The sequence below is a fragment of the Pseudomonas sp. Irchel 3A5 genome (genome assembly GCF_900187575.1).
Classification (GTDB): Bacteria; Pseudomonadota; Gammaproteobacteria; order Pseudomonadales; family Pseudomonadaceae; genus Aquipseudomonas; species Aquipseudomonas folii.
This window is the reverse complement of the sequence record NZ_FYDU01000005.1, coordinates 16,101-35,070: the sequence shown is the minus strand read 5'-3', so window position 1 is coordinate 35,070 and position 18,970 is coordinate 16,101. Positions and strand designations below refer to the sequence as shown.

At 52.2% G+C, this 18,970-nt stretch carries 14 protein-coding genes and 1 pseudogene; 9 read left to right on the top strand and 6 right to left on the bottom strand.

Annotation, left to right across the window (positions count from 1 at the left end):
- Positions 1-186 precede the first annotated feature (186 nt).
- The 3 genes from CKW31_RS09165 (at position 187) to CKW31_RS09155 (ending at position 3,546) form a co-directional block, all read left to right on the top strand.
- Positions 187-1,416 carry a HEPN domain-containing protein gene (locus CKW31_RS09165; RefSeq protein WP_141230135.1) on the top strand — a complete coding sequence of 410 codons (1,230 nt, stop codon included), beginning with the start codon at positions 187-189 and terminating at the stop codon, positions 1,414-1,416.
- Positions 1,417-1,632: 216 nt separating this feature from the next.
- The gene (locus CKW31_RS09160; protein WP_095094051.1) at positions 1,633-2,700 is read left to right on the top strand and encodes a hypothetical protein; all 1,068 of its coding nucleotides are present in this window, start codon (positions 1,633-1,635) and stop codon (positions 2,698-2,700) included.
- Positions 2,701-2,826: 126 nt separating this feature from the next.
- Positions 2,827-3,546 (top strand): hypothetical protein, encoded by a 720-nt coding sequence (locus tag CKW31_RS09155; RefSeq protein ID WP_095094050.1) that lies wholly within the window; start codon positions 2,827-2,829, stop codon positions 3,544-3,546.
- A gap of 161 nt (positions 3,547-3,707) precedes the next feature.
- On the opposite strand, the gene CKW31_RS09150 is transcribed toward CKW31_RS09155, so the two are convergent.
- Entirely contained in the window at positions 3,708-5,348 is a 1,641-nt protein-coding gene (locus CKW31_RS09150; protein WP_141230134.1) for an LA2681 family HEPN domain-containing protein, read from the bottom strand.
- 958 nt (positions 5,349-6,306) lie between these two features.
- Positions 6,307-6,957, bottom strand: a complete 651-nt coding sequence (locus CKW31_RS09145; RefSeq protein WP_141230133.1) for a hypothetical protein — start codon at positions 6,955-6,957, stop codon at positions 6,307-6,309.
- A 471-nt stretch (positions 6,958-7,428) separates the two neighbouring features.
- Here CKW31_RS09145 and CKW31_RS09140 point away from each other — a divergent pair, with 471 nt between their 5' ends.
- The 6 genes and pseudogenes from CKW31_RS09140 (at position 7,429) to CKW31_RS09115 (ending at position 14,120) form a co-directional block, all read left to right on the top strand.
- On the top strand, positions 7,429-8,793 hold the full coding sequence (locus tag CKW31_RS09140) for a DUF1963 domain-containing protein (protein ID WP_095094047.1): 1,365 nt from the start codon (positions 7,429-7,431) through the stop codon (positions 8,791-8,793).
- A gap of 179 nt (positions 8,794-8,972) precedes the next feature.
- Complete coding sequence (locus CKW31_RS09135; protein WP_095094046.1) at positions 8,973-9,911, top strand: hypothetical protein; 939 nt, start codon at positions 8,973-8,975, stop codon at positions 9,909-9,911.
- A gap of 205 nt (positions 9,912-10,116) precedes the next feature.
- The gene (locus CKW31_RS09130; protein ID WP_095094045.1) at positions 10,117-10,614 is read left to right on the top strand and encodes a DUF4189 domain-containing protein; all 498 of its coding nucleotides are present in this window, start codon (positions 10,117-10,119) and stop codon (positions 10,612-10,614) included.
- 163 nt (positions 10,615-10,777) lie between these two features.
- A complete protein-coding gene (locus CKW31_RS09125; protein ID WP_095094044.1) occupies positions 10,778-11,197 on the top strand; it encodes a hypothetical protein in 420 nt (139 codons plus the stop codon).
- 187 nt (positions 11,198-11,384) lie between these two features.
- Positions 11,385-13,505, top strand: a pseudogene (locus tag CKW31_RS09120) (TonB-dependent receptor).
- 123 nt (positions 13,506-13,628) lie between these two features.
- Positions 13,629-14,120, top strand: coding sequence for an OsmC family protein (locus CKW31_RS09115; RefSeq protein ID WP_095094043.1), 492 nt, complete (start codon positions 13,629-13,631; stop codon positions 14,118-14,120).
- A gap of 358 nt (positions 14,121-14,478) precedes the next feature.
- Here the strand turns inward: CKW31_RS09115 and CKW31_RS09110 are convergent, their stop codons facing one another.
- The 4 genes from CKW31_RS09110 to CKW31_RS09095 all read right to left on the bottom strand — a co-directional run bounded on the left by CKW31_RS09110 (position 14,479) and on the right by CKW31_RS09095 (position 18,902).
- Entirely contained in the window at positions 14,479-14,994 is a 516-nt protein-coding gene (locus tag CKW31_RS09110; RefSeq protein ID WP_095094042.1) for a Bro-N domain-containing protein, read from the bottom strand.
- Between the two features lie 592 nt (positions 14,995-15,586).
- Positions 15,587-16,702: a D-alanyl-D-alanine carboxypeptidase family protein gene (locus CKW31_RS09105; RefSeq protein ID WP_095094436.1), complete on the bottom strand. Its 1,116-nt coding sequence runs from the start codon at positions 16,700-16,702 to the stop codon at positions 15,587-15,589.
- Between the two features lie 168 nt (positions 16,703-16,870).
- Complete coding sequence (locus tag CKW31_RS09100; protein ID WP_095094041.1) at positions 16,871-18,241, bottom strand: HAMP domain-containing sensor histidine kinase; 1,371 nt, start codon at positions 18,239-18,241, stop codon at positions 16,871-16,873.
- Positions 18,225-18,902: a response regulator transcription factor gene (locus CKW31_RS09095; RefSeq protein WP_095094040.1), complete on the bottom strand. Its 678-nt coding sequence runs from the start codon at positions 18,900-18,902 to the stop codon at positions 18,225-18,227. Before CKW31_RS09095 ends, CKW31_RS09100 begins: the two co-directional genes overlap by 17 nt.
- Between the last annotated feature and the right edge of the window lie 68 nt (positions 18,903-18,970).

Here is an 18,970-nt window from a genome sequence, read left to right as displayed (position 1 = left end):
GCTCGACTATCGGTGTGGCTGGTACAGCCCATAGAAAGGCCTGCTATGCACCCTTAGCCAACTCTAAGCAGAAAACATTGCTCCCCCCTACACAGACTGTAGACATACTTCCACCGAGCTTATAACCTCCAGCCAGTGTTTTTTTACACAAAGCGAACTTTTATTGATCGGTTACGGGGGTTTAATTTGAACAAGAAGACCGAAGGCACAAGTTTGATTTTTAGCTCATGCATATTAAACCGTCAAAATTCAGGAAATTGGACCTACAGTGATGCTGGATACACCGGTAACATATTATTAATAACTGAAATCCAAAGCTTTGAGAAAGGGCTAGATGAATTTTTAGAAACATCAGAAGGTAGGTTTATTTCGAGAAACTTTCTAAAGCGGTTAATTGAAAGAACTTTGGTAGGATGTGAGAACGACCGCGACACGGAAGTGAACTCTCGGATCGAATGGTTTAAGAACCATATTAGAGCTCTGGCAAAAGAACGTGATTACAAAGTAGTAAAAACCCTATATGGCGGGGATATTACCAAGAGTGAACATCCTGTGAGGCTAGGCCCGTTGGTGTTTTACGAAATCCCTCGTCATGGCGGGCTTATTAAACTCCCGTTCCCTGACCCATTTTTTTGCAAACATCAAGCAACAAAGACAGTTGCTGAGTACTGCGCACAGGCAAAAGACCAAGATAAAGCCTTGGAATTTGCAGACACAATCTTCAATGCTTTCGACTTATCGATGGCGTTTCTTCTGGCCGAACAGAACTTTGACTTCTCGATTGGGATATTGAGGATGCGTTTCTCTCCTGTCCAGCAACCTATAGTCTTCACACAAGGAGGGCTATTTGGAATACAGGAGGCTAATCATAACTTTAAATCCGGCTTGGATCTGACAGAGGTGGCAAATTTCGTTCCCGGAAAGAATAAAAACACTATGCTGTCATTTTTTAATTCGGTGTTATCACCCGAAACTGAAATTGAACGAAAGATATCTAGGGCTGTAGAGTGGACTGGGGAAGCCTATCTAGACAGCAATCGCTCAAGCGCATTTTTAAAAATTGTAGTCGCTCTAGAGGCGCTTTTCAAAGTCGATGAAACCGGTGTTATAACAGCCTCAATTATGGCAAGCATGGCCGAGCAATGTGCATATTTGAATGGCCAGTCCGTAGCAGAGTGTTTGCAAATCGAACGCTACGTCAAAAACCTTTACAAATTGCGTTCTAAGATCGTCCATACAGGTTCTAACTCGGTTAGGGAGAGCGAACTAAAGAACGCTCTTGCTTTCACAAGAAAGACAATTTTTAATTTGCTGCTCTTAAAGAATAACCTAAAATTTAATGCATTGGGAGAATTGCAAAATCTAATACGAGAGAGTAGATATAAAGCGTGCCCCTTGTGGCAACCTGCACCGTAGCATTAACAGATTTTTGGCACTATAGCGATCCATAAGTAGTGGCTTTGCTTGGGAATGGGGAACAAAGTGAGCAATAGCATTTAGCTTGTATTGGCCTTGGGAGTGCAGCTTTGACTCGAATGCTGCTATCCCTTTCGTAATTTGGGACTAGGAGCTAAGATCAGATAATGCGGTCTTGAAGAGATCACGTCAGCGGATCAAAAAGGGAGTTTTACGGTGAAACGAATCAAGAGAAATCCTGGAAAATTTGAGGTTATTGATTTGTTTACAGCACTCGGCAGAGAGCACGGATTCAAAGTTTCTGAGGATGCTGATGCTAGACAATTTATGGGGCTGGTTAAAAGCTCACTCAAAGACTCCTTTGAGGATGCCAAACTCTTACACGGCAAGCGAATTGAATCATTATTTGCTCACGTCGCCGGAGCTCTCGGCGGATGCAAACTCATAAAGCAAGAGGATAGCGGAGTAATATTTACTAACGACGAGAACCTTCAACCTCCAGACTATTTTCTCGTACTCAAAACTGGTGAGCGAATCTTTATAGAGGTTAAGAACTGCCACTTCCCTAACTTTAAATCTCCTTACTCCATTCAAAACGACTACATCCAGCGACTTGAAAACTATGCAGAACTCACTGGGGCCTCTCTAAAATTTGCCATATTTTTCTCCCGATATAATAAGTGGGTGCTACTTTCAAAAAGCTCCTTTAAGGCTTATAAAACCAAGCACTCCATTAATTTTATTGAAGCAATGGCTAGAAATGAAATGTCAATCATCGGAGATAGAATGATTGGCACGATACCGCCCTTATCAGTGGTTTTTGTAGCGAACCCCGAGAAAGAGGCATTTATTACGGAAGATGACCAAGCCAGGTTTACAGTCTCCGAACTTAAGTTTTATTGTGCTGAAAAGGAGATAACTGCAAATACTGAGAAGAAAATAGCTTTCTATCTAATTCAATTTGGAAAATGGGCAGAGTCTGAAGGTGAACCACTGTATGACGGTGAACGATTAGCCGGAGTGAGGCTGAATTATCAGCCCGAGCATGAAGAGGATATGGTAAATGCTCGCCAGCAGGGCTTTGGAATCGTTGACCACCTGAGTTCCATGGTGAGCACAGCGTATAAACAACACACGGTTTACGATCAGCGAGTCATAGCGCTAGATGCCGCAGCAGACCCGGAAATATTCACCATTGAGATTCCAGAGGGATACAAAGGGGATAATCTTCCACTTTGGCAAATAGAGCTTAAACCCAATACAGATTTCAGCATGGCTAAATAAAATCGTTATAGGCTGATTTTATTCGGTTGAACTGACTGAAAATCTCGCGACTGCTTCTATCGTGGTTTGTCGAGGCATTTAATTCTATTGGCCTCAACTTTATCTAAACCTACTTTGGGGATCTTTATGGACTATTTCGTAATCATCGTGGCTTTTGGAACAGCTCTTGCTGCAATTGTAGGTAACACATGGGACAGGAACGCAAACGGTATTGCTAAGTTGACTTGTACTGGCCGAGCCACCCTGTTTTTTGCTGTGGCTGCTCTTGTTGGTTCAGGTTATTTAGCATATCAACAGCGAGACGAAAAAAAGAGCCAAGAGGTTGAGAAGAAAAAATTAGGCTTGATCATTAGCGGTGAAATTACGAGGAGTTTGGATGCGATTACTTCTCCGTTCCGCTCTCTGTATAAAGAAAATAGTGGAGGCCTATACATAAAGGACGAAAAAATCACATATGATCTGATGCTTGAGGATTCAATGATAGAAAAAGCTCAGGATACGTGCCTTGAGTTGAGGCCCAAGACGTTTTACTCATTCCCGGACAGTGGTACGTGGAATGACATATTTCGCTCTGGTATAACTAACGGTATCGTCCGCTTAGACGAGGTGGTTGATCGTTACGGTGTATCAATGAATACGGAGATGCTAGACGCAATCCAAGACCTTAAGGTAAACGGATATTTCAGTAGGTATGCCTACACCAATCCGCGTCGAAACAGTTCAGATGTATCAAAAGATGCGATCCCACAATGTGTTATCGGACAGGCAATCGGCTCACACAAAAAATATTTAACAATGTTAAAAAGAATCGAGACTTTAAATGATAGTGAGAAATTAGTGCGCTGAATTTGACTGGAATGCTGCGAAAATTAAGGCATGGCGATGAATGTGAGGTCAGGAGCTGACAATGATGGGTCAACTAGAAGATAGTTATTGTTATCTAGCGCCTAACACGACTACCCGTCGTCATGCGTTGAGAATTGAAGATTAATAGCCATTAATAAACCTCAATACAAAGGGGTTTCATAAGGTATTACCAAGCATGAATCAGGAAGTTTCTCCTCTTCATAATGAATCGCAAGTGAAGTGTACATTATTGCGTAACGAACTTTGCTCATAAGTCTTAAGGTCTGATTTCGTAATTCTTTATCTGTGATAACAAGTGGGTAGCCAGATAAATATTTCTTAGCATCAATTAATTCTTGATCAGACCTGATTTTCTCCCTAATATTTTTTTGCTGTGCTTTTGAGACACCGCCTTTTAATATTTTATTGTTAGCCTCTATGCGAGCCAAAATTTCCACATGCGCGGCCTCGGCTAGATTCTTGTCAAAAGGATTGGTTATTTTATACAAATCATCTATTACGACTCTAAAACCACCATGCTCTAGCTTATTTCTTATATCCGCCAGCTTCGAGGCGTTGGAATCCATCCAGTGGTCATGCCCTTCAGCCTCGTCATCATTGATCTCCCTAGACAACCAATACAGCGCTAGAAGATAAGGGTTGTCGGACCTTAAAAAATCTTGTTTTACATTCTTACCTTCCCCGTACCAGACGTGTGAAAAGTAGACTCTAGCCGCAGAGCTAGGATCAAGGTATTTAAAAAGGAGGACGGCCAGCTTATCGAAACAAGAGTACAGTAACCTAAATGAAATTTTTACCTGTTCGATATCACGTCGATAGATACAATAATCTAGCGTATTGACCAAAAACAATTCATTGCTCGAATAGTGTGAAATCTCTCGATGTGAATAGACACTTTCAATTGCTTCATAAAAGGTGAATCTTGCATGTGCAAACTGGTGTTTTATTTCTGAAAATCCTCCGCTCAGGCTTAGGCTTTCAGTTATACCAACAAGTGGGTTAACTGAATAGCGGATACTAGGCAGTCCCATTACGTCCTGAGCCGCCAGAGGTTCCGCTGTTATTTCATTCAAGTCATTAATGAAAAGAGTGTTGTCCAAGCACCACCTTTTATAAGAACGCTCTTTGTCTGACTTTCCAGTCGAACCTTTAATCTCAGAAATGTGAGGGAAGTCCTCACAGATCGATTCGAAATGCAGGTCGAAATGATTGACAAAGTCTGAGTAGGGAGTGGCGGCCTCTACAGCTTTAAGATGATCCGCATCGAACAATACGTCTTTACACTCATAGATATATTTCAATATCGGATAGGCTTCTTTCTGAAAATAAACAGCATGCCCCTTATCATATAAGCTGCTCGACACCTCTAGCAATGCTCGCCCTTTTGAGAAATAAGCCAAAGGATTATTAAAAGCCGCCATAGCCTTGTCGTACTCTTTTAGCGCCTCAAAAAGTCTGCCTTGCATGTAAAGGGCATTTGCCAAATTTGTAAAAACTCTGCTTCGCAAGTCGTCACTTAGCTCCAAAAAGCCAGCCTCATACTGCGCTCTCTTATAAAACTTTACTTGAAGCCCAATTCTTTCATCCCACGGGGATTTTAAGCTATATGCAAGGGCGGCATGACCATTACCGATAATGTAATAATTTTCAGCTCGACATTTAGAGCTTTGATAGTGCCGATTTTCAAGTAAATCAATGAATGACTTTAAGTGCTCATATTGACGGCCAAGTATTAACTCGTCCATTTTTGCCGCATCCAAAATTATGTAGGATTCTTCCATGTGATATACCGTGCTTATAATGAATATGTGATCCGCAAGCTTAATGTACCATTGTGTACGTCGCTCTTTCACCTAGCTCTGCGCGGTTGATTCCATTGCCGCTATCTCGTGACCTGCCGAAGCTCGGCTGGGACCCGGCCAATGAGCTCACGTCTGGGGATTGCGGGCAAACGACTTCCGGGATCGCCAGGAGGACCTGGCGGTCCAGAACTTTGATCGCGTGGCCGCGGTGGTAATGACATGAATCACCCGCGCAGAAATGCTGGGGACTGCTCGCGGGCTGGCAGTACTGGCGCCGGCAGCTTGGGTACAGATCGAGGCGTCGCTAGTGGCGCACTTTGTCCGTCAGATGCACTGGCTGTCCCGTTGCACGGCAGGATCTGCTCGTCCCTTCCATTCAGGTAAGGCAACGTGTTAGTGGCTGTTCATGGACTTCAGTGGCGTTCAGTGGACACAGCGGAGTTGTCGAGGACACAACGGCGGTACATAATGCGGTCTAATCCTGTCGCCCATGCGGGATAAACGTCTTTAACTACAATGGGTTGGGCGCGGTGTACTGTTCCCATCGCCCGCTCCACTTCTTTCAAGGCTTTTGGCCTTTCTTGCATCACATCTGTACCTTCCCGCTTATTCTTTTCGCTCCCACTTAAATACCTGACTGCACTGGTCCCTGTAGGAGCTGCCGAAGGCTGCGATAGCGGTGTGTCAGGATAAATGCTTCGCAGCCTTCGGCAGCGCCTACAAGGAACGTATTTCAAATTCAAAAAGTGCGTAACTCAGCTGGCTTCAAGGAGCTCGCTGAGATTATCCAGGTCAGGTGGATCAGGAGTGCCGAAGCGAACCGTGATGAGCTTTTTCGCCTCTGTGGGATGCGTTCGGAAGACTGCCCGGATGAATACTGAGCAGATCAATCGAAACCCTAGGAGCACCGCCTCTTCGTCAGCGGTATTTGCCCCGACTAAGATAAAACCAGAACTATCAGCTTCGATACACAGGCTTGCGCGTTACCCTCGCGCGTATCCACGCCAACCAAGGCCGTAACCACGACATTGCCACGCTCGAAATGCCATCTGGCATGACTTCCACGACGCGGCGAGCCGACCCATTGTGCTTTGAAGTCACCATTGATCAACGACTGGCGATACAGCGCGATGGTTTGCGCGCAGCCTACCTGGTCTGGCGTACCGGCACTCTTGGTGAACTCAAAGTCCAGTCGGCTGACAGGTTGGCCATTCGCGTCCGATATTGATTCCAGCGAGTAGCGCTTACCGCCTCCCAGTTCGCCTGAAATCCAGAACGCCTGCGGATCGTTAGCGTCGTATTTCAACTTCACGCCGAATTCCTTCTCGACCTGTAAACGTGCCATATCCTGCTTGCCATGGATCGAAAGAATCAATCGCACAATACGTTGCGCCAACAACTCTGGGGTCATATCCAGCACGGTATGCCCGACAGCATTATTAGGAGCGGGAATGAATTCGGGCTGTGGGCTCGCGAAAGAAGCCTGCAGCACACCGGCCCATAGTACGGCGGCGCAGCAATTAACCAAGCTGCTACGCGCTTGGCGCAGTGGAGCAAGCTGCTTTCCAAACGGCGAAACATGGCTCACGGTGAATACCTCTACTGGCAGCCTGTCACTTGCGATGTCTGCTGTGCTTTCAGTAATGCGCTGTTAGCGAATTGCAACGTCGCGACAATCCGGGTCGTTCTTCAGAAGCTCTTTCAAGCTTCCCGAAACCCGACCCGTTTAAACCCATGAGCCACCTGCCCTAAACTCCTCAAATGAAAGCCAGTGCCGAGTATTTACAATAATAATCAGCAGAAGATCGCCCAAGACCTTCAGCATTTCAATAGCACACCTGTGCTATCGAAACTCATCAACCTTTCAATTATGTTCTAACTTCCAGGACAAGAGCTGTGGGTTCGCTAAACACGGTGATCTAAAGGCCCTGCGCCATTTTTTCTTGTCGTTGTTAATGCTCACGGTATCGCACCCGGCACTTGCCCAATTGGCGCGGCTCGTTGCGAACATTGCCCAATAAAGGCTTCGTCCTAACGCTGTAACGTAGAGGTTCAGGAAATGGAAGCTCAAACACAGTCCCCTTATGACGCGAGCCTGCGCGACCACCGGGCGGAAGCCGAGCTTGAGGCTTATTTCCAGAAGCACCGCAAAACCGGCATCGTGCTGCAACGGGTCTATCCACCCACCGCATTTCCCAAAGTGCGCAGTCGGTTGGGCGGTCTGCCGCAATTGCCGCAAGCTTTTGAATGGCCCATAGGGGTAAGTTACGGTGAGTCGACGCCAATGCATTTCCTCGCCCAGATCGACTGCGCGGAGTTACCACGCGTCGAATCGCTGATGCCAACGCAGGGCATGTTGTTTTTCTTCGCTGTAAACGACGAAGAACAGATCTGGGACACAGATCCTCCGCAGGAACGTGTGCGGGTGCTGTACGCGCCGAATGTGCCAGCGGAACAGCCTGAGCGCCAGGCGCCGGAACATCTGCGTCCGATTCAGGACGTGAATAAAGCGGACAGCCCACACACGGAACCGGGGTGGCTGCTACCTGGTGAGAGTGGGCCGCGCCTCCATGCGCAATGGCCATTGGTAGGACGGCGGATGGACACTTGGCCATACGACATGCCAACGCCGGAAGGCAGCTCGAGGCCTGCAATGGCGGCCTACCACCAGCGATGGTCAGAACTGAGCCTGGGAGCAGCCGTGGCGGCGACCGGTCTAATGCCCAACGCCAACGCTATTTTCCGTTGGGAGCGGCCGCTGTCCCAATCCTGGAAGTTCCCTGCCCAGTGGCTGCGCTACCAGCTTGATTTCCCCCAGGTGGGTATCATGATAGATCGCCTGGCGCGGATCGCAGGGAATTCCCGAATCAAGGAAACACGCAGTTTTGTGGCTGATCAGGATGTGCTGGACTGGGTGGAGCACGCCAGTCGAATTGGCTGGGATAACGTCCCTGATGAGGCCACGAGGGAGGCCTTCCGAAACTGGATCATTGGACAGATCGGCGACGAGAATGAAGGCACCACGATCACCGATGCAAGAATGGGGGAAGTTTTCACGAAAGGTCTGCTGGCCTCTATTGCGTACGTCGCTGGCTCACCTGACACCGCCCGGTTGATTCCATTACCGCTCTATCGTGACCTTGAGGGCGAGCACTTGCCGTATGAGGAAAGTTATTGCAAGCATGCCGATGGACGAAGGTACTGTGCCAGGGCCAGAGTCCATCAGATGTTGGGGCATGTTCCGCTTTTGCAGGGCGCCATGCCTGATATCGAGGGCGAGCCGGTATGCCTGCTGCAGCTCGCCTGGGATCCCGCGATCAAGCTCAAGTTTGGGGATTGCGGCCAAGCAACTTTCTGGATCTCCAGGGAGGACCTGGCGGTCCAGAACTTTGATCGTGTGGCAGCGGTGGTTGAATCACATTGAGTTTATTTCCAGGCGTTCCCTCGGCGCTTGGGCAATGATCGAATTTTCGCCAGTGCCCGGTTTATTGGTGGATTGATGATGTCTTCCGGACTGAATACATCATCAATCCCGATTGCCGAGACGTCCTGATCGTTCCTGTTGATTTCATGTGTACCGGGCGTTAGCGCCGGAGGCCACAGATGCAAACTGTCTCTCGCGCCATAATCTGCCTGGCCTTGCTGATGTCCGCACTCAGCGCTTGTGCTCAACAAGCACCTGCGACTCCGTCAGAAGTACTTACACCACATAAAGGCCCAGTTGCCGAATCAAGCCCAAGAGACACGCTCAATCGCGATGCATCCCCACCGCTACCGGGAACCGCAAGTCTCAACAACCGCACATCAGCGACTGGCAATTACCGGCCGATTCCGCAGCAACTAATCGACGCATTGCTGTCGCTTCCCGGAGCAGGACTGCAAGTCCCCCAATCGACGCTTAAGCAATTACTGGCGAAAAAGACCAGCTACGTTGTCGAGATCCCCCGCCTGCCTTCCCGCCCGGACATCAGAATCACTAGCACCCGTCAGCCAGGCGCCTCTTATTACGTATGGGCACGCAGCTTTCAGGGCGAGTCTGCTGGCGTGACGGGCTATCTGGTCAACGTAAGCGTCAGTTGTAAGCCGCCAGTCGACGATCTGACAGAAGAAGCCGCCAACGCGTTGCGTCATCGCTGTGCTCAAGCGGGCACTCAGCGCCTGGGCAGCGGCTTGCGGGCCTATCGCATCACAAATGGACGGGCGGAAGACGTCACCGCTACGATCCAGCGCCCTCAAGATGTCTTGGGAGTCGACCTCTATAACCGCTATCAAACCCAGGGAGGAGGTCAATTGTTCCTGGACGATTCTCGCCTCGATCAGGTTTCGGCGGCCCGCTGGGTGATGGAGTTCAACCCTGAGCAGCCACTTCAGCCTGAAGCACACGATGCCTTCGATAACGGCAGACTAGCCCACGCTGGCTTTCTAGTATGGGAAGGCGACAACTTCAAAAGCAGCAATACTGTCCCGGCGCGCCTGTGGCCATGCCCTGAACGGCGGCGCGCTGAATGCCCGGCCGATGACCGCTTCGTGACCGAAGAGTAAGTAACTCCCGGTATAAGTACTCATGTTCAAAAACCAGGCTCAGATGAGGATGCAACCTTCCTCGATCACGTTGATGAAACGTCATCTCGGACATTGATCGATCCCGGCAATAGCACACCTGTGCTATCGAAAACCCTCAGCCATTCGATTACTGTCTTTTCCGCCAGACCAGAGCTTTATCCAATCGCCAAGCAGGATCACCTATATGTTCCGCACTGTGTTGTTGTCATTTTTGTTTTTGCTCATGACATCGCATCCGGCACTTGCTCAAACGGCATGCCCAATTGGCGTGGCACCGGGAAGTCCACAATGCGGCCTAGACCCCGGCAACTCTAAAGCGGAATCTTTGCCGCCTCGCCCCACTGGCGAATGGATCACTACCTGGGGAGCCATAGCAGGTACCGATGATGGCGCTGGGGGCTGGCCTTCGAGTGGAAAACTCTCTAAAAATGACGCCGAACAAAATGCACTGAAACAATGTCGCGATGAAGGTGTTTCCAATTGCAAGGTACTGATTTCTTACCACAATCAGTGCGTGGCAGTCGTTGCCCCCTCTTCAGGTAGAGGAGAAAATGGGATAGCAAGTGCCAAGACTGAAGATCTGGCGGCTGAAGCAGCGTTCAAGAATTGTCGAAATGACAGGCGTGGGGAGTGCTCTGTTATTTATTCAAACTGCACTAAGGCTGTTTTCAAAAAATATTAAAATCATATTTATTAAAGTAGCTGCGGACAATCGTCCTGATTCTGTCAGAGTGAACCGTTCTCTGCCGTATCATTGAAAACGCTGCAGTAAACCGTTTGGGCATCGATTATTTATTCGAATTTACGCTCGTATTTTAACGCGTGACGTTTATAAGGGCAGCGACATGAAACCTTGGCTAACAGCCTTCACTGTTATCGGTTTGTTTCTTTCCTTGGGAGGATGCAACCTGTTCTTGATTACCGGAAATACCCCAACAGCTTCTGATCACATGGTGATCCCTTCCGATATGTCAAACCAGCGTTTTTTTGATTGTGCGGAGCTCAGTATCAGCAAACTATCGGAGACCAATAGTTCATGGCAGGAAGTCACCTTAAAGAACGTTACGAACGGCGTGCTTGAATCCGGAAACTTTGATGATAAGATCATCACCGGCTTCCGCACGCGTATTGAGCGTGCCCAAGGGTCCAGTGAGGCGCAAATCGTGATCAAAGGGGGTGGTCCCTATTTTATTGACCTAGGCGTGGCGAGGGCGATAAAGGACTTCAGAACCCTGCTGGCCTCATGCGTTTCAAGCCCGCCGTAGCAAGCTGAGCCCCCTCCCCTGAATTTAACAGGGCATGCGATACAAGCAACCACTCAATTCGCCAGCAAAACCCGGAATTGCCCATCCCGTCTTCTCGCGCAACCGGACCGTACCGGAATAACAGGTACTTACTTTCTAACAGTAATGGTTATCATTCATAAAATAATTAATACAAAAGGTATATACGGTGACTCTATCCCGCATTTATCCAGCGTCTCTGTCGTTGCTGGGCATTCTGGTTGTCCCTGATCTGCAGGCAGAAACGGCGTCCGCGCTAAACCTGCCCGCAACCGCGGTGAACAGTGAATACAGCGAGCAGAGCTACAGGCCAATCGAAACCAGGAGCGCATTGAAAATCGATGCTCCGCTCCGGGACATCCCGCAAACTGTCAACGTTATTCCCCAGAGCGTGATCAAGGATCAGGGGGCGCAGTCGATGGAAGACGTACTGAAAAATGTCCCCGGCATCGGCCTGTCCAGTGGCGACGGCCAGCGCGATCAGGTCACCATCAGGGGTTTCAGTGCCGTTGGTGACATGTACATCGATGGCATTCGTGACGATGCGCTGTACTTCCGGGACCTGTCCAACATCGAGCGGGTGGAAGTCATCAAGGGTCCGGCCGCAGTGCTTTATGGACGCGGCTCATCCGGTGGCCTGATCAATAGCATCAGTAAAAAGCCTGATTTCGCCCCAAAGCAGGAAGTGGGTACCAGCTTCGACAGTGAGGGCAAAAGGCGCACTTAATTCGATGCTGGCTGGGCCGATCAGCAGCAAAACGACAAGGCATTCCGGGTGACCGGTGCGCTGGAGAACAGCGACACCTTCCGGGATGATGGCTACATTGACCGCAAGGCCATCGCGCCTTCGGCCTACTTCAAGCTCTCGGATGATCTGGAACTGGATCTGGGGGCCAGCTATTTGTATGACAAGCGCCTGATTGACTTCGGCATCCCCGCACGAGGCGATCGCCCGGTCAACGTGGACCGCGACAAGCGCTTCGGTGCCGCCGATCCGGATGATGATTACACCCGCAGTGAAGTGTTCTCGTTCACGGCGGGCGTCAACTACCGGATCAACGACGATTTCAGCTTGAGCAATACCAGTCGTTACTACCACTACGACCTGGATCGCAACAACACACTTGCTGACTCCAGCCCCACGCGTTTTGTGACTGCCCCCAATGGTGAACTGCTGGTAAAACTCAATCGTGGCAACGTGCAGCGCAAAGAGGACGGGTGGTTTAACCAGACCGAACTCAAGCAGCGCGCCGTCCTTGCCGGGATGAACCACAACCTGCTCTGCGGTGTGGAGTTGGGGCGTCAGGTGAAAGACCAGTCAGTATTCAATCGATCTGATGTGGCAAGGGTGCCGGTTTATCGCGATGCTTTGGTCGACGTGCCGTTCCAGGCCAGTACGCGAACCGCCAAAGGGGCCAATACTCAGGATACCGCTGGCTTCTACATACAAGACCTGATCGAACTGACACCACAGTGGAAGGCTCTGCTGAGTGTGCGATACGACGTATTCGACCAGGAATACTCCGATGACCTGACGCGCAACACTATGTCCCGGACCGATACGACGTGGAGCCCGCGAATCGGCCTGGTTTACCAGCCTGATCAAGTTCAGTCCTACTACGTCTCGGTGAGCCGTTCCTACCAGCCCTCCGCCGAGACCTTCGCCCTGAGTACCACGAACCAGAATCTTGAACCCGAGGAAACCACCAACTTCGAGATCGGCGGCAAGTGGGATCTGCTCGACAATCGCCTCGCTTTGACAGCGGCGCTATTCCGGCTGGAACGCACCAACATGAAAACCAGCGACCCGGCGAATCCGACCAGACTGGTGCTCGCGGGAGAACAGCGCACCGATGGTCTTGAGCTGACCGCCAGCGGACAGCTGAGTGATAAATGGCAGGTCTATGCCGGTTACGCCTACCTGAGTGCGGAGATCACCAAATCAACCAGCCGAACCAACGGCGTCGCCAATGAAGGTCAGGTACCCACCTTGACGCCGCGCCACAGCGCCAACCTTTGGCTAGTGCGTTCGTTGACGCAAAGCTGGCGTGTAGGCATAGGGGCAAACTATGTGGATGATCGCTACACCGCACTGGATAACAAGGTGGTCATGCCAGCCTACACGACAGTAGACGCCGCGCTGCTGTATAACCAGCCCAAATGGGACATGGCCCTGCGCCTGCGCAATGTCTTCGACAAGGACTATTATGCTTCGGCGCACGGCTCGGTAGACCTGATCATGCCCGGCGCACCCCGCACGCTGGAAGTAAGCACCGACTATCGTTTCTGAGTGCCGACCTTAGGAAAAGCGTCCGGCGTTGTCGGGCGTTTGTTTAGGGGATTTCCACGCTGTAAAACAGCAGCGCCTGAGACTTAGAGGCACTACCGGGCACCTATCCACAAGGAGCACCAAATGGCAGACAAAGCACACCATTACGAAGTCCAGGTCACTTGGACGGGTAACCAAGGTGAAGGAACATCGTCCTATCGCGGTTACAGCCGGTCACATGTCATCCAGGCTGAAGGGAAGCCATCCATTGAAGGTTCTTCCGACCCAAGCTTCCAGGGCGATCCAAAACGCTGGAATCCGGAGGAATTGCTGCTCGCCTCGTTATCGGCCTGTCACAAACTCTGGTACCTCGGGCTTTGTGCCGGGGCAGGGATTGTGGTGCTTGAGTATGAGGACAATGCAGAAGGGACAATGATCGAGGAGAGCAATGGCGCGGGCCAGTTCACCTCGGTTGTGTTGAAGCCGAAGATCACTCTGGCTCCGGGCTCCGATATGGAAGCCGCTCACGCCCTGCACAAAACAGCTCATGAAAAATGTTTTATCGCGCGCTCGGTGAATTTCCCGGTCAGTCATGCAGCTGTCATATCCGCGTCAGCCCCTCTCGCCAACACCTGAACGGCCTGACACGCGGCTGCCCGGTAGGAGCGAACTTGTTCGCGAGGCGGTGTGCCTGAATGACCGCGTCAGGCCCTCTCGCCAACAAGTTGCCTCCTACCTGAACTGCCTGACACACCGCTGCACGGTAGGAGCGAACTTGTTCGCGAGGCGGTGTGCCTGAAGACCGCGCCAGCCCCCCTCGCCAACAAGTTGCCTCCTACCTGACCAGCCTGACACGCCGCTGCACGGTAGGAGCGAACTTGTTCGCGAGGCGGTTTGCCTGAATGACCGCGTCAGGCCCTCTCGCCAACAAGTTGCCTCCTACCTTGAAAGCGGCAAGCCTGAAACTCTGCATTGTCGGGGACAGGGCCGCCGCTTACATCGGCAAAAACCGCGTCGCTCTTCTCCACCATGGGCGTTTCTCGCGGGTTTCGTGCAGCAGGATGTTGGGCATGTCTCGCAGACGAATCCACGATTCATCCTGCCAGTGCAGCAGGTTCATCGATGCGCCATCCCAGTCCAGCATACCGAGGATCGGACGTTCGGTGCGGCCTGGGTTTTGAACGTCACGCAGCACAGGCACGACCTGCAGCGTCAGCCATTCACGCAGCTCACGATTTTGCGCGGAGGGGTGGTAAATCAGTAACGCGTATGCGCCTGACTCATTGACCATCAGAGTGTCCTGAGTCGAGCCATAGCAATGCAGCGGCAAGGTGCGGCACTCGTCGCGTCCGAGCTTGCGGGTTTTGCGTTCGTCGATGAACAAGCCCATCAAGCGGCCCAGATCGCGGGCGCAGAACCAGGCCTGGTTTTCCAGCATGAGTGCGTGGAGCGGGAGGGTTTGGCGGGTGAATAGGGTTGGGATGAAAGGCGTCGTTTCAGTTGTCGGCATCAGTCTATTTCTCTTTGCTAGTTAGACTGCCAGCTACCGTCGCCAAACGAATAGGGTGGCAGTTGTACGCAGGTTGGCGAACCGGAGCAAAGAACCGGCAGACCCGAAAGTCTCCCACGTACAACCGCCATAGCGGATCGCGGACAATATCTGCCCGCTTCCGAATGGTACACGCTATACATCATTGCTAGCCGGATCGCCAAATCCAGTGCTGAGTTATTCAGCAGCCGCGGAGGTTACGGCGCACGCCCCGTGCCCGGCAAGACAAGAAATGTAAAAACCGGGCGATCGAACCAGCAGTGTCCATTGGGGACAAGCAGCAGAACTCGATGCCAATGAGCAGCGCGCATCCCTAAATTCGATTTAGTGGTTATAGTCACCACCATTTCAAGCATTCAACCAATACCTGACTGCACCGTTTTCTGTAGGAGCTGCCGAAGGCTGCGATGGCGGTGTTTCAGGATAAATGTTTCGCAGCCTTCGGCAGCTCCTACAGAAAATGCATTTCAACCCAGTAGTTTGCATGTTGTTAGCGAGGCGGAGCGTCAGGTATACCGCCTCGCCAACAAGTTGCCTCCTACAAAAATAGACCTCAATCCTCTGCAAACCCCGCAAACCACCCCTGAAACAGCAACCGCACCGCATCCGTCCAGCGGGTCCACCAACCGCCCTCTTCGACACCCTCCAGCGCAATCAACGGTCGGGTTGCCAGTTTTTGCTCGCCGTCAAACACGTCGATGCTGCCGACCACTGCACCCTCTTCCACCGGGGCAATCAGCGGGGCATCGATGTGGACGCGGGTTTCAGGCTTGTGCGAACCCTTGGGCGTTGTCAGCGTAATGTCATCGAGAACGCCCACGGCCAGGGTGTTTTCAGCCCCCTTCCAGACTCTCGGGCGGCTCAAAGGCTGAAGCGCTTTCTCGAAGGTCTGGTTCTCGTAAAACCGGAAACCATAGGTCAGGAGTTTCTCGGTATCCGTCGCACGGGCCAGCGCCGAACTGGAGCCGAAGACGGCGGTAATCAGTCGTCTGCCATCCCGCACGGCAGAGGTGACCATGCAGTAACCCGCTGCCTCGGTGTGCCCGGTCTTGAGGCCGTCAACGGTTTTGTCACGCCAGAGCAGCAGGTTGCGGTTGGGTTGTCGAATGCCGTTCCAGGTGAAGTGCTTTTTCTTGTACAGCGGGTAGTACGCCGACTCGTCGTTGATGATGGACTGGGCCAGCATCGCCATGTCATGGGCCGACGAGTAATGGTCGGGTTCAGGCAGGCCGGTCGGGTTATCGAAATGGGTATTGCTCAGCCCGAGGCTTTGCGCTGTTTTGTTCATCAGGCTGGCGAAGCTGTCGGTGCTGCCCGCGATGTGTTCGGCCAACGCTACGCTGGCGTCGTTGCCCGAGTCGATGACGATGCCTTGCAGTAAGTCGTGAACGCTGACGCTGCTGCCCGGATCGATGAACATTCTGGAGCCTTCGGTGCGCCAGGCGTTTTCGCTGACGGTGACCAGTTCGTCCGGTTTCAATTGCCCGGCCTGGATATCCCGGGTGGCCACGTACACCGTCATCAGCTTGGTCAGGCTGGCGGGCGGAAGACGCTCATCTGCGTTGTGCTCGACGATGACATGGCCGGTATTGGCGTCCATCAACACCCAGGCGCTCGCTGATAACTGGGGCGGGGAAGGAATCATGGCGCCCGGCGTGGGAGCGGCCATGCCGACGTTCGCCCACAGGGCACAAACGCAGATCAGGCTGATCCGCAATAACAGTGGTTTCACAGGAAGCGGGTCCAGATTGGCAGAAGGTCCGCCAAAGTAGGTGATGACCTGCCCTGTCTCAAATTAAGCAAAGTTAAGAAAAGTTTAAGCGCGCCAGTGCGTTAGCTACGTTTGCGGGCAGTCGATCACCACCCGTGTGCCGCCCGACTCAGAGGCCTGAATCTGCAAGGTAAAAGCATGCAGGCGCACCACCGCAGCCACCAACGAAAGACCAAGCCCGTAACCCGGTTGCTGGCGACTGGCATCGCCGCGATACAACCGGCGCAACACACTCTCCCGCTCGGCTTCGGGGATGCCCGGACCGTCGTCAACCACCTCAATGCGCAGACTGTCACCCACGACATGCGCCCGCAGACAAAGACGCCCGCCCGGCGCGGTGAACTTGATTGCGTTATCCAGCAGATTCGTCAGCGCCTCAAACAGCAGCGCCTGATCACCTTTCATGACGGGTAAATCAGCACCCAGCTCAAGCGCAAGAACCTGACCTTTTTCCTGCGCCATGGGTTCGTAAAACTCGTGGGCCTGACGCAGCAATACGTCGGGCTGAAAAGACGCAAAGGCCAATCGCCGTCGGGTGTCTTCCAGCTCGGAAATCCTCAGCAGTCCCTGAAAACGAAACATGATCGCTTCGCTCTCTTCCAGCGCCAGACTGAGGCTCGATGCGTGGGCATCGGTCATGGGCAGTTGCTGTAATTGATAGAGTCGAGCACGCAAACGCGTCAACGGCGTGCGCAGGTCATGGGCGATGCCATCGCAGACGCTTTTGACCTCATGCAGCAGCCGCTCGATATGTTCGAGCATGGTGTTGACCGCGCTCGCCAGCATGTCCAGCTCATCCCGGGCGGGCGACAGTGGCAGCCGCTCTGAGAGGTTGCCGGAGACGATGCGTTCGGTGCTGCGCTGTAGCCGTTCGACACGGCGTAATGGCCTGCGCCTGAGTAATTGCCAACCGATCAGACCCGGTATGAGAGTCAGGGACAAGCCCCAGAACAGCGCCTGACCGATGATGCCTGCGACAGCCGATATAGAGCCGCCGTCGCGGGCCAGCACCAATATGCGACCGTCATTGCGGCGCTGTAGAAATGCATGGCTACTGCGGGTTTCGCTCAAGGTGTCCGCGATCCGCAAACCGCGTTTCAGGTAATGCACACGGCCGTCATCGGGCAAGCTGGACCGGAGCTTCAAGAGATTGCCTGCGATGTACTGCCCGTTGCCTTCAAACAACCCATAGGCGTCGATGCCGGGAATGGAATACGCCTCACTGCCCTGCAATTCATCGAGCAGGTTGGCGTCATCGATTTTCTGGTAATAGTGCGCGCGCTGCATCAACGTGCGCTCTGCCACGGTGCCGAGATAATCGGAAATCTTCCAGTACAGAACGCCGGTGAACACCGCGCCCCACGCCACAAAGAACAGTGCGTAGAGGCCGATCAGCCGACTGTTGCTGGAGCGCCAGCGCTCAGTCCTGAGTGCCAAGCACGTACCCCGACCCGCGAATGGTATGAATCAATGGCGCGCCTGGTCCTTCGATCTTTTTGCGCAAGCGACCCATGTGGACATCAATGATGTTGGTGCCGGGATCGAAGTGATAACCCCAGACCTCTTCAAACAGCATGGTGCGCGTCACTTGTTGTCCGGCATGACGCATCAGATAGGTGAGCAATTTGAATTCGGTGGGCAGCAATGTAATGCGCTCGCCGGAGCGCGAGACGGTGTTCTCGATCAGGTCGAGGGTGAGGTTGCCGACGTTGAGCTGATGGATCTGCGACTCGGCAGTCGGACGTCTTAATAACACTTCCAGACGCGCGACCATTTCGACCATCGAGAACGGCTTGGTCAGGTAATCATCGCCGCCGCACCGCAACCCCCTGACGCGTTCGTCAACATCGGATAACGCGCTGATCATCAACACCGGCGTGCGAATGCCGAGGCTGCGCAACGTAGTGACGATGGTCAGGCCATCGAAGTCCGGCAGCATTCGGTCCAGGGTAATCGCGTCATAGCTGCCAGCGATTGCCATCGCCAGGCCGTCACGCCCCGTACTCGCTCGTTGCACGTCAAAACCATGAGCTTGCAGCTCAGTGGCGATGGATTGTGCGGTCACCTCATCATCTTCGATGACCAGCGCCTGATTCATGATTATCCCCGCTGACAGTCCGCATATGCGGCGTTGAAGAACCGCGAGCCTAGGGAGTTGGCTGCGGT